We start from the raw sequence: 13,961 nt of genomic DNA, 5'->3' as shown, positions 1-13,961 counted from the left end.
TCCGCAACGCCCCCGGACGGGGCCTTCACCTCGGTCAGAACCTGGGCTGGGGCGACTGCGCCTGGACGAGTTCCTCCGCCTCGGCCTGCGTCTCCACGGACGGCGGGGAGCCGGCCAGGGGCTGGTTGGCGGTCTCGCGCATGCACAGCACGGCGATGACACCGATGGCCGCGGCGCCCATGGCGTAGTACGCCGGCATCAGCGTCGAGTCGAAGGTGCTGATCAGAGCGGTGATCACCAGCGGTGTCGTACCGCCGAAGATCGAGGTGGCCAGGTTGTAGGCCACCGAGAGCGAGCCGTAGCGCACCTGCGTGGGGAAGATCGCCGGGAGCGCCGCCGACATGGTGCCGAGCATCGCCACCAGCGAGAGCCCCATCAGCAGCAGCCCCAGGGTGATGAGCACGACGCTGCCCTGCCGGATGAGCAGGAACGACGGCAGGGAGAGGAACAGGAATCCGAGCATCCCCGCCATCAGCAGCGGCTTGCGCCCGAAGCGGTCCGAGAGCCTCCCCACCTGGTTGATCACGCACATCTGCAGCACCATCACGACGAGCAGGATCAGCAGCCCGTGGTTGGTCCCGTAGCCCAGCTCGTCGGACAGATAGGTCGGCATGTACGACAGCAGCATGTAGTCGGTGATGTTGTACGCCGCGACCAGCGCCAGGCACAGCAGCAGCGGCCGCCAGTACCGGGTGAAGATCTTGCCGAGGTCGGCGGCCGCCGAGGTCTCCACGGCGTCGGCCGCCTCGCTCGCCTTGGCCTGGCCGCCCTCCAGCTTCTGGAAGGCGGGCGTCTCGTCCAGCTTGAGCCGCAGGTAGAGGCCGATGAGGCCGAGCGGGGCCGCGACGAGGAACGGCACGCGCCAGCCCCACGACAGCATCTGGTCGTCGCTGAGGAACATCTGCAGCACGACGACGAGGCCGGAGGCCCCGACGTAGCCGGCGAGCGTGCCGAGCTCCAGGAAGCTGCCGAAGAAGCCGCGCCGCTTGTCGGGCGCGTACTCCGCGATGAACGTCGAGGCGCCGCCGTACTCCCCGCCGGTGGAGAAGCCCTGCACCAGCCGGAAGAAGATCAGCAGGGCCGGGGCCCACAGCCCGATCGCCGCGTGCGAGGGGACCAGGCCGATCGCGAAGGTCCCCACCGCCATCATGATCATGGTGAGGGAGAGGATGCGCTTGCGTCCCACCTTGTCCCCGAGCGGCCCGAAGACCATGCCTCCGAGCGGACGCACCAGGAACGCCACCGCGAACGTCGCGAAGGAGCCGAGCAGCTGGGCGGTGTCGTTGGTGGACGGGAAGAAGACCCGCCCGATGGTCGACGCCAGATAGCTGTAGATGCCGAAGTCGTACCACTCCATCGCGTTGCCGAGGGCGGCGGCCTTGGTGGCGCGCTTGACCGCCGCATCATCGGTCACCGTGATGTCGCTGCGGCGCAGCTTGGGGTTGCGCCGCTTCTCGATCGCCCGGAACAGCACCCGGTGCCGTCTGACCGCCGCGGGGTCCACCGACTCGTCGTTGTCGGTCTCCGCCATCACGTGGTTCCTTTCGCCGTTCGCATTCCCAAAGACCACGCCTGCACAGATCTCGCGCGCTCAAACAACCCCGTTCGCGCAGCGGCCGGTTGATCACGGAACGTGACACGCGAATGCTCGGGGCGAGAGGCGGGACGCCGCGCCGTCCGGGAGGATGTCCGGGACGCGTGTGTGCCCGTGCCGCTGCGGGGGAACCTGAGTCGCCGGGTGAGTTCTGGGTGAGAGGAGCCCACGTGACGGCGTCGGCGGCGGGCGGCCACGACCAGGGTGCCCGGGAGGACGGCTACGAGCCCGACCCCAAACGGTGGCGGGCCCTGTGGGTCACGCTGGTCGCCGGCTTCATGAGCCTGCTGGACGTGTCGATCGTGGCCGTCGCCCTGCCCACCATCCAGCAGCAGTTGCACGCCTCCGCGGCCGAGGTCCAGTGGGTGGTCTCCGGCTACGCCCTCTCCTTCGGCCTCGCCCTCGTCACCGCCGGCCGCCTCGGTGACGCGCTCGGCCGGCGCCGTATCTTCCTCGTCGCCCTCAGCGGCTTCGTGCTCTTCAGCGCGGCCTGCGGAGCGGCCCCGAACATCACGCTGCTGGTGGTGGCCCGGCTCGCCCAGGGCCTGGCCGCCGGCTTCATGGCCCCGCAGAACTCCGCGCTCATCCAGCAGATGTTCCGGGGCGGCGAACGCGGCCGCGCCTTCGGTTTCTTCGGCGCCACCGTCGGCGTCTCCTCCGCTGTCGGCCCCCTCACCGGCGGCCTGATCCTCGCCCTGGCCGAGGGCGCCCAGGGATGGCGGTGGATCTTCTACGTCAACGTCCCCATCGGCATCCTCGCGGTCCTCCTCGGCCGCCGCCTGCTGCCCCGCACCCGGCGCTCCGGGAGGGAACACGTCGACCTGCCCGGCGTCGTGCTGCTCGGCCTCGGCGTCCTCGCGCTCATGTACCCGCTGGTCCAGGCGGAGACCGGCGGCCTCGCCCGGCTGTGGTGGATGTTCCCGGCCGGCGCCGGGCTGCTCTTCGCCTTCACCCGGTGGCAGCGCCGCCTGCTGGACCGCGGTACCGAGCCGCTGCTCGATCCGCGGCTGTTCACGACCGTGCGCGGCTACGCCGTCGGCGCGGGCGTCGGCACGCTCTACTTCATCGGCTTCAGCGGCGTCTGGCTGGTCTTCGCCCTCTTCTACCAGCACGGCCTGGGCTTCTCCCCGCTCGAGTCGGGCCTCGCCGTGACCCCCTTCGCCCTCGGCTCGGCCCTCGCGGCCGGGGTCTCCGGGCGGCTGGTGGACCGGCTCGGCCGACTGCTCACCGTGGGCGGACTCACGGGCGTACTCCTCGGACTGGGCGGCGCCGCGTTGCTGCTGCGCTTCGCGCCCCTCGACATCGCGCCCTGGATCGCCGCCCCCGTCCTGTTCCTCGGTGGCGTGGGCGGCGGGTGCGTGATCTCCCCCAACATCACCATGACGCTGCGGGACGTGCCCGTGCACATGGCGGGAGCGGCGGGCGGCGCCCTGCAGACAGGGCAGCGCCTCGGCGCCGCGGTGGGCACCGCCGCGCTGCCCGGTCTCTACTACCTGGTCCTCGGCAGCAGGAGCGACGACTACCGCGGCGCCCTCTTCCTGGCTATGGGCGCCGGGCTCGTCGGCATGGCCGCTTCCCTGGTCCTCGCGGCCTACGACTGGCGGCGCGACCGGCGAACCCGGCGACCGCACCGCCCGTGCCCGGACGATGTCGCCCACAGTCCGGTGCACGCCCGGCAGACCTGAGCCGCACGCCCTCAGGAGACCTGCGGCGAAGGCTCCTGCCGGGCCGGCGGGTCGTCGTCCAGCTCGCCGCGCAGCGCGCCGAGGGCGAAGGCCGTCATGGACGCCAGGACCAGCAGCGCGATCGGCCCCCAGATCGCCGGAAGGGCCCACAGCGGCCAGCCGTTGGCCGCCTGCGCCCAGAGCGTCAGGATCGCCGTCGCGCCCAGGCCGACGCCGTGCCACCGCACCATCTTCGCCGCCGTCACACGACGCTCCTCGCCCCGGGCGAAGAGCGGCCACACCCCGCCCACGAGGGCCGCCAGGCCGAACGAGATGCAGGCCAGCGCACCGCCCAGACGGTCCTCCGGCCAGCCCACCGGTCCGTCGGACGTCTGCTGCCGTCGGCCCTCGCCGTCCCGCACCTCGACGATCTGCCCGTGCCAGATCACACCGACGACCTTCTCGTCGGGCGCCATCTCGGACATCACCGGCTCGGTCCGCAGGAACGTCACCTCCCACGGCTCGCCCGACGGCAGCACCAGCTCCGCCTCCGGAGACCCGCCCCGCTTTCCGTGGTTCGGGGCGGCGCTGCGGACGGTGAACTCCTGCTCCCACACGCACCCCGACGCCTTCACGGGAGCAGCGGCACACGCGGGCGCGCCGCGGTACTCCCGCTCCCGATCCAGCGCTCCGCGGACCTCGTGGGCCGACGCCGCACCGACGCCCAGTGTCACGACAGCGATCAGCACCCACAGCACGGACCGCATGACTCCGTCCCCCGACGACCCCACCGCGTGTCATCCCCCTCCGTACGGAACTTCCCCGGAGCATTGCACCACGGTCAAGCGCCGGCGTGGACCCGCCTGCCCTCGACGAAGGTCTCCAGAACCCGGGTGGCGGCGATCTCCCCGGTCGGACCCGCGAACGGGTCCCGGTCGAGGACGACCAGGTCGGCCGCCTTGCCGACGGCGATGCTGCCGGTGACGTCGTCGAGGTGGTTCATGTACGCGCTGCCCGCGGTGTAGGCGGCGATGGCCGTGCCCAGGTCGAGGCGCTGCTGCGGGACGAAGGCCGGGGTGCCCCCGGGTGCCTCGGGGGAGACCCGGTTGACGGCGACATGGATGGCCTGGAGCGGGTCGGGGCTGCTGACGGGCCAGTCGCTGCCGGCGGCGAGGGTCGCACCGGCGCGCAGCAGATCGCCGAAGGGGTACTGCCACGCGCCGCGTTCCGCCCCCAGGAAGGGCAGGGTCAGCTCGTCCATCTGCGGCTCGTGGGCGGCCCACAGCATCTGCAGGTTGGCGCTCGCGCCCAGCGCCCGAAAGCGTGGCAGGTCGGCGGGATGGACGACCTGGAGGTGCGCCAGGTGGTGCCGCGTGTCGCGATTGCCGTTGGCGGCCCGGGCGGCCTCCACGGCGTCGAGTGCCTCCCGCACCGCGCGGTCGCCGAGCGCGTGGAAGTGGACCTGGAAACCGTGCGCGTCCAGTTCGGTGACGTACTTCCGCAGCTCACCCGGTTCGACGAAGCTGATGCCGCTGTTGTCCGAGGCACAGCCGCAGCCGGTCAGGTAGGGGGACAGCATGGCGGCGGTGTGGTTCTCGGCGATGCCGTCCTGCATGATCTTCACGGTGCCGGCCTGGAACCGGTCCCGGCTCAACTCCTCCCGCCGGGCCACGAGTTCGCCGATCTGCTCGGCGCCCCGCTCGCGGTCCCACCACAGGGCGCCGACGACCCGCGCGGTGAGCAGGCCCCGGTCCAGGGCCGTCAGGTAGGCCGGGGCCGGGTCGGTCAGGTTGGCGTAGGTGCCGACGATGGCGTCCTGCCAGGCGGTGACGCCGTGGGAGTGCAGCACGGCCTGGGCGCGCAGCAGACCGGCGAGCTGCTCCTCCGGCGTGGGGTCCGGCACCAACCGGCCCACCAGGTGGACGGCGCCCTCCTGCAGCATCCCGGTGGGGTTGCCCTCGGCGTCGCGCTCGATCCGGCCGTCGGCGGGATCGGGGGTCCGGGCGTCGATGCCGGCGCGCTCCAGGGCCCGGGTGTTGACCCAGGCGCCGTGGTGGTCGCGGTTGGGCAGGAAGACGGGCCGGTCCGGGACGATCGTGTCGAGGGCGGCGGCCGTGGGGGAGCCGCCGGGGAACGCCTCCAGGGACCAGCCGCCCCCCGTGATCCATTCGACGTCCGGGTGCTCCCGTGCGTACGCCGCGATCCTGCGCAGGTACGCGTGCGCGTCGGTGGTGTCGCCGAGGTGGCACAGGCCGAGTTCGAGGCCCGCGCCCATCGGGTGGACGTGGGCGTCCTGGAAACCCGGCAGCAGCAGCTTCCCGGCGAGGTCGACGACCTCGGTGCGCGACCCGATCAGCTCGCGCACCTCGTCGTGGCCGACGGCGACGATCCGCCCGCCGCGCACGGCCACCGAGGTGGCGCGGCTGCGGGCCGGGTCGACGGTGTGCACGGGACCGCCGGTGAACACGAGGTCGGCGGGTCCCGGGACAGGGGGGTGCGACATGGGGATGAGCTCCATGGGGGTCAGACCGCCGTGCGGTCCATCGGCAGGGTGAGGGCCTCGGCGTCGGTGCCGCGCCCGGTGGTGAAGTAGGGCGAGCGCCGGACGTACTTGGCGACGGCGGCCATGCCGAGGCCGGCGAGCACGGTCACGGCTGGCAGCGAGAACATGAACCACCCGTTGTCCGGGCTCAGTTCGAAGTGGTCGCTCATGGTCAGGTACGAGTATCCGAGGTAGGCGCCCAGGCCCAGCAGCACCAGCCCGGACACGGCGGGCACGCCGACGGCGAGCAGCGCCTCGCGCGCACCCTCGTGCCGCGCGGAGCGGAAGCGCACGGCGCAGGCGAGCGCGGTGAGGCCGTAGTAGAGGGCCACGATCAGGCCGATCGCGTTGACGGCGGCCAGCAGCATGTCGCTCAGCTTGGGGATGGCGAAGGCGAGCACGGCGATCACCGCGGCGACGGACATCACGACGGCCGTTCCCGCGGCGGGCGTGCCGTAGCGCGGGTGGACCCTGGTCCACAGCGGGCCCATGGTGCGGTCGCGGCCCATGGCGAGCAGGCCGCGCGCGGTGGGGATCAGGGTGGCCTGCACGGAGGCGACGGCGGAGAACATCAGGGCGACCAGGGGCAGGGTCGCCCACGGCTCGGCGGCCAGCTTCTCCCCGAGGTAGGGCAGGGCCTGGGGGCCGTTGCGGACGAGTTCGGCCAGGCTCATCTCCCGCTGGAAGGCCACCGAGGCGAAGAGGAACAGGCCGAGCATCGCGAACAGGGCGATGAGTCCGCCGCGGGCCGAGTCGCCCGGGTCCTTGGTTTCCTCGTTGACGCTGAACGCCGCGTCCCAGCCCCAGAAGAAGAACACCGCGAGGACCATGCCCTGGGCGAAGTGGGTGCCGCTGGAGATCTCGAACGGGTTGAACCAGGACAGCGAGACGGCGTGGTCGCCGGTGATCAGGGCCCAGCCGCAGAACCCGAGCAGCACCGCGTACTCGAACACCAGCAGCGCGAACTGGAACCGGGTCGCGCCCCGGACTCCGGTGACGGCCAGGACCGTGAGGGCGAGCAGGATCACCAGCCCGACCGCCGTGCAGACGCCCGTGGACGTGGGGTCGAGGGCGATGCCGGCCAGGCTGCGCAGGCCGGCCTTGTTGGCGAAGGCCAGCACGACCGAGCCCATGATCGCGCTGGTGTAGGCGCAGAAGATGACCGAGCCGACCAGCGTGACCCAGCCGGTCAGGAAGCCGGGCCAGGGACCGAGGGATCTGCCGACCCAGGTGTAGCCGTTGCCGCAGTTGGGTTCGGAGCGGTTGAGCCGGGCGTACGCGAGGGCGATGCCCAGCACCGGCAGGAAGGCCAGCAGCAGGAGCGCGGGTGCCTGCAGGCCCACGACCGTGGCGATCGTGCCCATGCCGATGGCGATGCTGGTGGTGGCCGCGGTGCTGGACGCGGCGATGGCCACGCCGTCGACCACGCCGAGGGATCGGCGCAGCGCGGGGCGGGACGAGGGCGGTGCGGACGACATGAAGGGCTCCTCGGGGGACGGGGTGGGAAGAGCCGCGCGGGACTGTGATGGAACCGCCGGGGGCCGCATTGGGTCAACCCTGTTGACGTAAGGCGTCGGGGGTCGTTCACTGCGTACGCGAGGAACCACCGGCGCAGGGGGAGAGGAGTCCACGTCATGACCACCCGTGTCCCGCAGGAACGTCGGCGTCGAAGGCCCACCCGTTCGGGAGTGCTGCTGTCGGAGGAGCTGATCGTGCAGACCGCGCTGCGGCTCATCGGCGAGCACGGACCCGAGGCGCTGAGCGTGCGCCGGCTCGGCGCGGCCCTGGGCTGTGACCCGACCGCGCTGTACCGCTACTTCCACGGCACCGACGACCTGGTGCTCGCCATCGCCGACCGGATCATCGGCGACGCCATGGCCGGCTTCGTCCCGGGGGACGACTGGGTGGCCTCGCTGCGGGAGATGGCCCTGAGGGTCCGTGCGGGATACCTCGCCCATCCGCGGGCGGCCGCCATGGCGGCCCACCGCGTGACCCGGCGCCGGAACGAGATCCACGCCGTCGAGACGGGGATCGGCCTGCTGCTGACCGCGGGCTTCCCGCCGGCCGACGCCGCACGGCTCTACCTGGCCTTCATCGACACCGTACTCAGCCACGCCGCCACGGAGGCGGCGTTCCACGCGCTTCCCCCGCAGCGGCGCGAGGCCGACCACGGGTCGTGGCGCGACGTCTACCAGGGCCTCGACCCGGCGACGTACCCGTCCCTGACCGCGGTACGCGCGGAGCTGCCCGCCATGGCGGACAGCTCCTTCGAGCAGGCGGTGGACCTCCTGCTGGAGGCCCTGGCGGCCCGGGCACGGGCCCTCGGACAGAAGTGAGTTCCGGGCACGCCGCGGACAGGGATGAGGCCCGGCCACGCCGCGGACAGGGGTGAGGCCCGGCCACGCCGCGGACAGGGATGAGGCCCGGCCACGGCCCTCGGAAGGCAGTGAGCGAACCCGCGCTACAGCACCTCGGCCCGCCCGGAGGTGTCGTCGAGGAACCCGCCCGACTGGTGCTGCCACAGCTTCGCGTAGGCACCGTCGATCGCGAGCAACTCCTGGTGGGTGCCCTGCTCGACGATCCGGCCGCGGTCGAGGACGACGAGCTGGTCCATGCCGGCGACCGTGCTCAGCCGGTGCGCCACCACCAACGCGGTCCGTCCGTCCATGAGCCGCCACAGCGCCTCCTGGACCAGCAGCTCGCTCTCCGAGTCCAGGGCACTGGTGGCCTCGTCGAGCAGCAGGATCGGCGCGTCCCGCAGGATCGCCCGGGCGAGGGCGACCCGCTGGCGCTGACCGCCGGACAGCTTGACGCCCCGCTCGCCCACCATGGTGTCGAAGCCGTCCGGCAACGCGTCGGCGAACTCCGTGACATGGGCCGCCTCGGCCGCCCGGAGGATCTCGGCGTCGGTGGCGTCAGGCCGGGCGAAGGCGATGTTGTCCCGCAGGCTGCGGTGGAACATCGCCGGGTCCTGCGGTACGTACGCGATCCGCCCGCGCAGCTCGCACTGGCGCACTCGGCTGATGTCCTGGCCGCCGATCAGGATGCGGCCGCCGTCGATGTCGGTCATCCGCAGCAGCAGCCGGGTGAGCGAGGTCTTGCCGCCGCCGGACCGGCCCACGAGGCCGATCTTCGCCCCGCTCGGCACGGCCAGGTCGAGTCCCTCGAACAGCGGCCGGCCACCCCGGTGGGCGAAGGTCACCTTCTCGAAGCGCACGTCGGCGGCCCCGGACGGCAGCGGTTCCGGGGTCGGCGGGTCGAGCACGGTCGGCGGCGTCAGCAGCAGCTCGGTGAACTGCGCGGCCTCCGTCATCGAGCTCTCCAGCCGCCGGTAGATCTGGTTGAACTCGAACATGATCCGGGTGGCGTTGTTGTAGTAGGCGAAGGCGACCACCACCGCCTCCACCCCGTGCGCGCCGCCGCCCAGCGCCACCGCCAGGAGCAGGCCCATCGCGTTGGTCAGCACGGACATCGGCGCGACCAGTGTGTCGATGCGCAGGTTTCCGTAGTCCCACGACCGCATGGTGAGCCGGCGGGACGTTGCGACCAGGGAGCGGTGTTCGGCGGCCTCGCGGCCCTCCGCGGCGAACGCCCGCACCGTGTCCATGTTCATCAGGCTGTCGGCGACATGGCCCGAGACCCGGGCGATCGCCTCCTCGCGCCTGTCGACGAGCGCCTGGCGGCGCCGCACGAGCGGCACGACGAGCACCGCCGTGATTGCGATCATCACCAGGAGTCCGACGACGAGCAGCGGTTCGTAGCGCCACAGCACCACCGCCCCGAACGTCAGCGGCACGAAGCTGCCCACGATCTGGAAGGTCAGGGTGTCGACGAACTGCTCGAAACGGGAGGCGAAGCTGAGGACCCGCTTGGTCAGCGAACCGGCGAAGTTGTCGTGGAAGAACGCGGCGTCCTTGGCGAACAGTTCGTCCATTCCGATCACGTACAGGTGCTCGATGCCCAGGGCGCCGAGACGGGTGAGGCAGTGCAGGGCGACGCGCCACAGTGCCTCCGCGACCAGCAGGACACCGGCGAAGGCGAGCACGTACGGCAGGGTCGAGCCGGCCGTGACGCCCTTGTTCCCCGCGATGTCCGCGACGAGCTTGGCGACGATCAGCGGCGCGACGTAGTTGATTCCGATGTTGCCCAGCGCCGAGAGCAGCATCGTGGGCGCCGTCCACCGGCGCAGCCGGGACAACTCCCGTCCGTAGTAGCCAAGTGCGAGGAGCACCGAGCGCTTGCCCGGTAATACCCTGTGTGTTTCCGGCGTTTCCATCCCACCCCTGTGTCGTTCTGTGGCCGCCCGCCACGCCGCGCGTGCGGGCAGGGGCCATCGCCGCAACGGATGTGTGAGGTTTCGGGTCGAGTGCGGAAGTGTCCCGCGATGCCGGCCGCGGAGTCCAAGCGTTTTCCGGCCGGAGGGTGGTGTGCGGGGAGCGCCATGGGGCGCGACGGGCGGATTCGGGGCGGGACGGTGGCGTGCGCCGGTGAGCGGCCCCTAAGACGCCCCTGCCGGTGGGCCGGGCGAGGTCGGAGAGGGCAGGGAGTGCGCGGCGGAGGCGGTCAGTCCCGGATCGCGCCGGCGATGAGCGCCTCTGGCTGAGCAGCCGTGTGACCCAGCGGTTGTGTACTGCGCTTGGCGCGGCACATGGCCTGACGCCCGAGGGGATCTGCGAGAGCGCGGAAACCACTTCCGCCCCGGCGAACTGCCTCTGCTCGACATGCACCTCACCGGAGTCAGCCTGCGCGTCGCCCGCGACAGCGTACGCGCCCACATCCCCGACGCCCTCGCACTGGCCGGCTCCGTCTCACCCGGCAAGGTCGTCTCCCACGTCATCGACTGGGAGGACCTGCCGGCCGCGCTGCCGGAGAAGCACCTGGAACCGGTCTTCGTCCGGGCCGGGTCATGACGCGGCGCTGGAGTACGGGCGCAGCGTGAAGACCTGGTCGAGGCCGACCAGGGTGAGGACGCGCATCAGGTTCGCCGGTACGGCGGCCAGGGCGATGTCGGCGTCGGCGGCCAGGGCGTGCTGGCGTGCGGCGAGCAGGGCGGTGATGCCCGAGGAGTCGCAGAACGCCAGGCCCGACAGGTCGAGGACCAGGCACTGCCCCGGCGACAGGGTCAGCTGGTCCAGCCGGCCGCGCAGGACGGGGGCCTGGTCGAAGTCCAGGTCGCCGGCCACGTACAGAACGGGTCCCGTGGCGGTGTCGAGCTGTCTGATGGTGAGCGCGTTCATGAGGTGTGACTCGTTGTCGGGGCTGTGACGGAAGGGGCGGCGGGAACGCCGAGGGCGAGCAGGGCGGTGTCGTCGTCGAGACCGTCGCCGAAGCCCTCGAGCAGTCCGGTGAGGGCGGTGATCACCTCGTGCGGCGACGCGGGAGCGTGATCGGTGGCGAAGGCGTGCAACGCGTCCTCGCCGTACAGGTCGTCACGGCCGGGGCCGAGGCGGGCCTCGGTGAGGCCGTCGGTGTACAGCACGAGCGTCTCACCGGGCGCCAGGACGGTCTCGGCCGTGCCGATCGGAGCACCGGGCACGACGCCGATGAGCAGGCCGCCGGGGGTGGGCAGGAACTCGGCTCGGCCGTCCGCCCGCAGGACGAGCGCCGGCGGATGGCCGCCGGAGGCGAGGCGCACCACGGTCCGGCCGTGCTCGCCGCCCGGCTCGACCGTCCCGAAGATGCACGTGCAGTACCGCGGGTTGCCGCCGCCGGTGTACCGCTCGTGCAGGACGGCGTTCAGCGTGCTCAGCGCCGAGGCCGGATCCGGGTCGTGGTGGGCGGCGGCACGCAGGGTGTAGCGGGTCAGGGACGTGAGGGACGCGGCCTCGGGGCCCTTGCCGCACACGTCGCCGAGGAAGAACGCCCACCGGCCGCCGGCCACGGGGAACAGGTCGTAGAAGTCGCCGCCCAGCTGGTCCGGGGACGCCGTGTGGTAGTGGACGGCCGTCTCCAGGCCCGGCACGGCGGGCAGCGAATCCGGGACGAGGGAACGCTGCAGGACGGCGAGGGCGTCGGCCAGCCTGGCCCGGTCGGCCTCGGCCTGGCGCCGGGCCTCGTCCGCCTCGACGCGGGCCCGCTCGGCCTCCTGGCGCCGGTGCAGGAGTTCCTTCTCGTAGGAGCGGCGGTCCGAGGCGTCGAAGACGGTGATGCGGATGAGCAACGGTTCGCCCTCGGTACCGTGCTTGATCACGGCGGAGACCAGAACCGGCAGCGGGCCACCGCTCCGGCGCCGCATGTCCAGGGCGATGCCGCGCAGCTCGCCCTGCATGCGCAGCAGCGGGGCGAAGTGCGTCTCGTGGTAGAGCTTCCCGCCGATGGTGAGCAGGTCCGCGAAGCGCTTGCGGCCCGCCACGTCCTCGCGGTCCAGACCGAGCCAGTCCAGCAGCGTGTTGTTGATCTTGGCGATGGTGCCGTCCATCATCGTGGACAGGTAACCGCAGGGCGCGGACTCGTACAGGTCCTCCGAGCTGTCCTCCAGCAGCGCGGAGAAGGCCGCGTCCGTGCTCGCGTCGTCCCCCGTCTCGGCGGGCTCGGGTACGCCGCCCGTACGGCACATCACTTCAGGGACTCCAGGAAGTCGAGGATCGCCCCGGTGGTGGCCTGCGGCGCGCTGAGCTGCGGGCAGTGCCCGGTGGCGTCGAGCGTGACCAGGCGGGAGGCGGGGATCGCCGCGTGCACGTAGGCGCCGACCTCGCGGGGCGCGATCGCGTCCTGCTCGCACTCCAGCACGAGGGTCGGCACGGACACGCCCTTCAGGTCCTCGCGGCTGTCCGTGAGGAAGGTCGTCCGGGCGAAGACGCGGGCGATGTCGGGGTCGGTGGCGCAGAAGCTGTTGGTGAGTTCCTGGCCCAGCTCCGGCCGCTCCGGGTTACCCATGATCACCGGGGCCATGGCGGACGACCAGCCCAGGTAGTTCGCCTCGAGCGAGGCGAGGAGCTCGTCGATGTCCTCCGTGCTGAAGCCGCCGCGGTAGCCCTCGTCGTCGATGTAGCACGGCGAGGGAGTCACCATCACGAGCGCCCCGATCCGCTCCGGCGCGGCCTGCGCCGCCAGCACTCCGACCATGGCACTGACCGAGTGCCCCACGAACACCGCCTGCCGCAGGTCCAGCTCCTCGCAGACGTCGACGACGTCCGCGGCGTAACCCTGGAGCGAGGAGTACCGCTCCTCGCTCCATGCCGCGAGGTCCGAGCCGCCGGAGCCGACGTAGTCGAACAGCACCACCCGGTAGCGTTCGGCGAGCGCCGGTACCACCAGCCGCCACATGTTCTGGTCGCAGCCGAAGCCGTGGGCCAGGAGCAGGACCGGTGCGTCGACCGGGCCGATGACGTTGACGTTGTTCCTGCGGCGGATGTCCATGGCGGCCATGCTCCCACCCCGGTCGAAGTGGCCCGACGGCGGCCCTGCGAACAGCGGCTTCGCGACCGTGAAGGTCAGCCCAGGTACAACGGGACCCTGGAGGCCAGGTCACCGAGGTCGGCCTGCTCCGCCCCGGTCGGGGCGCGCCGCCCGGTGCCGATCAGCAGTGCGTCCGCATCGGGGAAGGAGGCCGGGAACGGGCCCCCCAAGATCCGCTCCAGCATGTCCCGGGACCGGACGAGCCCCTCCGCGGGCGGCGGCTTCGCGCCCGGCACGTGAGCGATCAGGTCGAGGTGGTGCAGCGTCCACTCCATGACATAGGTGGAGAGGAAGTCGCTCACGGTGAGGACCTCGTCACGGGTGCCGACCCGGCCGGCCGGGTCGGCGAGCAGGGCCGCCCGCCCGGCGGCGGAGCCGACGTCGTCCAGATGGAACTTCAGCAGGCCCGGATCCTCGTACGCGGCGGCCAGCCGGACGGTCAGCGCGTCGAGCGGGTCGTCACCGGTCGGCGGAGTGTCCGAGACGTCCCAGTACGTGAGCTCGTCACGGGTCGGCTCCCGGTCGGAGGGGGTGGCCAGGGTGATCAGGACGTCCTGGGCGTCGACGATCAGATGGCACACCAGGTCCCGCACCAGCCAGCCCGTACAGCCGGAGGGCCGCCCGAAGTCCTCGTCGGAGAGGTCGGCCACGGCCGCGCGCAACGCCGACCAGGTGCGGGAGAAGAGATCCACCCCGGCAACGTAGTGCCGTGCGGCGACGCCGGGCAAGCGCGCTTCGGCCGGCGCCGCGCCATGGTGCGAGA

11 protein-coding genes and 1 pseudogene are annotated in these 13,961 nt (G+C 72.1%); 3 read left to right on the top strand and 9 right to left on the bottom strand.

Going from position 1 to position 13,961, the window contains the following annotated elements; translation table 11 throughout:
- Positions 1-34: 34 nt before the first annotated feature.
- The gene (gene proP, locus AB0B29_RS29560) at positions 35-1,531 is read right to left on the bottom strand and encodes a glycine betaine/L-proline transporter ProP (protein WP_362244508.1); all 1,497 of its coding nucleotides are present in this window, start codon (positions 1,529-1,531) and stop codon (positions 35-37) included.
- A 233-nt stretch (positions 1,532-1,764) separates the two neighbouring features.
- Between proP and AB0B29_RS29555 the strand changes: the two genes are divergently transcribed.
- Complete coding sequence (locus AB0B29_RS29555) at positions 1,765-3,279, top strand: MFS transporter (RefSeq protein WP_362244507.1); 1,515 nt, start codon at positions 1,765-1,767, stop codon at positions 3,277-3,279.
- A gap of 11 nt (positions 3,280-3,290) precedes the next feature.
- On the opposite strand, the gene AB0B29_RS29550 is transcribed toward AB0B29_RS29555, so the two are convergent.
- From AB0B29_RS29550 to AB0B29_RS29540, 3 genes are all read right to left on the bottom strand, one after another.
- The gene (locus AB0B29_RS29550; RefSeq protein WP_362244506.1) at positions 3,291-4,025 is read right to left on the bottom strand and encodes a hypothetical protein; all 735 of its coding nucleotides are present in this window, start codon (positions 4,023-4,025) and stop codon (positions 3,291-3,293) included.
- A gap of 74 nt (positions 4,026-4,099) precedes the next feature.
- Positions 4,100-5,761: an amidohydrolase gene (locus AB0B29_RS29545; protein WP_362244505.1), complete on the bottom strand. Its 1,662-nt coding sequence runs from the start codon at positions 5,759-5,761 to the stop codon at positions 4,100-4,102.
- Positions 5,762-5,781: 20 nt separating this feature from the next.
- On the bottom strand, positions 5,782-7,278 hold the full coding sequence (locus tag AB0B29_RS29540) for an APC family permease (protein WP_362244504.1): 1,497 nt from the start codon (positions 7,276-7,278) through the stop codon (positions 5,782-5,784).
- Positions 7,279-7,434: 156 nt separating this feature from the next.
- Between AB0B29_RS29540 and AB0B29_RS29535 the strand changes: the two genes are divergently transcribed.
- Positions 7,435-8,136, top strand: a complete 702-nt coding sequence (locus AB0B29_RS29535; RefSeq protein ID WP_362244503.1) for a TetR/AcrR family transcriptional regulator — start codon at positions 7,435-7,437, stop codon at positions 8,134-8,136.
- 125 nt (positions 8,137-8,261) lie between these two features.
- Here AB0B29_RS29535 and AB0B29_RS29530 read toward each other — a convergent pair whose 3' ends face one another.
- On the bottom strand, positions 8,262-10,076 hold the full coding sequence (locus AB0B29_RS29530) for an ABC transporter ATP-binding protein (RefSeq protein WP_362244502.1): 1,815 nt from the start codon (positions 10,074-10,076) through the stop codon (positions 8,262-8,264).
- 374 nt (positions 10,077-10,450) lie between these two features.
- On the opposite strand from AB0B29_RS29530, the pseudogene AB0B29_RS29525 reads away from it, so the two are divergent.
- Positions 10,451-10,710 (top strand): annotated as a pseudogene (locus AB0B29_RS29525) (zinc-dependent alcohol dehydrogenase); the annotation flags it as partial.
- Here the strand turns inward: AB0B29_RS29525 and AB0B29_RS29520 are convergent.
- The 4 genes from AB0B29_RS29520 to AB0B29_RS29505 all read right to left on the bottom strand — a co-directional run bounded on the left by AB0B29_RS29520 (position 10,705) and on the right by AB0B29_RS29505 (position 13,890).
- Entirely contained in the window at positions 10,705-11,037 is a 333-nt protein-coding gene (locus AB0B29_RS29520; protein ID WP_362244501.1) for an STAS domain-containing protein, read from the bottom strand. The pseudogene AB0B29_RS29525 and the gene AB0B29_RS29520 overlap by 6 nt on opposite strands.
- Positions 11,034-12,356 carry a PP2C family protein-serine/threonine phosphatase gene (locus AB0B29_RS29515; protein WP_362244500.1) on the bottom strand — a complete coding sequence of 441 codons (1,323 nt, stop codon included), beginning with the start codon at positions 12,354-12,356 and terminating at the stop codon, positions 11,034-11,036. The genes AB0B29_RS29520 and AB0B29_RS29515 overlap by 4 nt, the downstream gene beginning before the upstream one ends.
- A complete protein-coding gene (locus tag AB0B29_RS29510) occupies positions 12,356-13,159 on the bottom strand; it encodes an alpha/beta fold hydrolase (protein WP_362244612.1) in 804 nt (267 codons plus the stop codon). The genes AB0B29_RS29515 and AB0B29_RS29510 overlap by 1 nt, the downstream gene beginning before the upstream one ends.
- 74 nt (positions 13,160-13,233) lie before the next feature.
- Positions 13,234-13,890, bottom strand: a complete 657-nt coding sequence (locus AB0B29_RS29505; protein ID WP_362244499.1) for a maleylpyruvate isomerase N-terminal domain-containing protein — start codon at positions 13,888-13,890, stop codon at positions 13,234-13,236.
- Positions 13,891-13,961 lie beyond the last annotated feature (71 nt).

The sequence above is a fragment of the Streptomyces tibetensis genome, assembly GCF_040647715.1.
Taxonomy (GTDB): domain Bacteria; phylum Actinomycetota; class Actinomycetes; order Streptomycetales; family Streptomycetaceae; genus Streptomyces; species Streptomyces tibetensis_A.
The sequence above is the reverse complement of the archived record's forward strand: the minus strand, read 5'-3'. Positions and strand labels throughout refer to the sequence as shown.

Coding starts and splice junctions, on each gene's coding strand:
- proP (WP_362244508.1), bottom strand. CDS start 1,531: ATGGCGGAGACCGACAACGACGAGTCGGTGGACCCCGCGGCGGTCAGA.
- AB0B29_RS29550 (WP_362244506.1), bottom strand. CDS start 4,025: ATGCGGTCCGTGCTGTGGGTGCTGATCGCTGTCGTGACACTGGGCGTC.
- AB0B29_RS29545 (WP_362244505.1), bottom strand. CDS start 5,761: ATGTCGCACCCCCCTGTCCCGGGACCCGCCGACCTCGTGTTCACCGGC.
- AB0B29_RS29540 (WP_362244504.1), bottom strand. CDS start 7,278: ATGTCGTCCGCACCGCCCTCGTCCCGCCCCGCGCTGCGCCGATCCCTC.
- AB0B29_RS29535 (WP_362244503.1), top strand. CDS start 7,435: ATGACCACCCGTGTCCCGCAGGAACGTCGGCGTCGAAGGCCCACCCGT.
- AB0B29_RS29530 (WP_362244502.1), bottom strand. CDS start 10,076: ATGGAAACGCCGGAAACACACAGGGTATTACCGGGCAAGCGCTCGGTG.
- AB0B29_RS29520 (WP_362244501.1), bottom strand. CDS start 11,037: ATGAACGCGCTCACCATCAGACAGCTCGACACCGCCACGGGACCCGTT.
- AB0B29_RS29515 (WP_362244500.1), bottom strand. CDS start 12,356: ATGTGCCGTACGGGCGGCGTACCCGAGCCCGCCGAGACGGGGGACGAC.
- AB0B29_RS29510 (WP_362244612.1), bottom strand. CDS start 13,159: ATGGACATCCGCCGCAGGAACAACGTCAACGTCATCGGCCCGGTCGAC.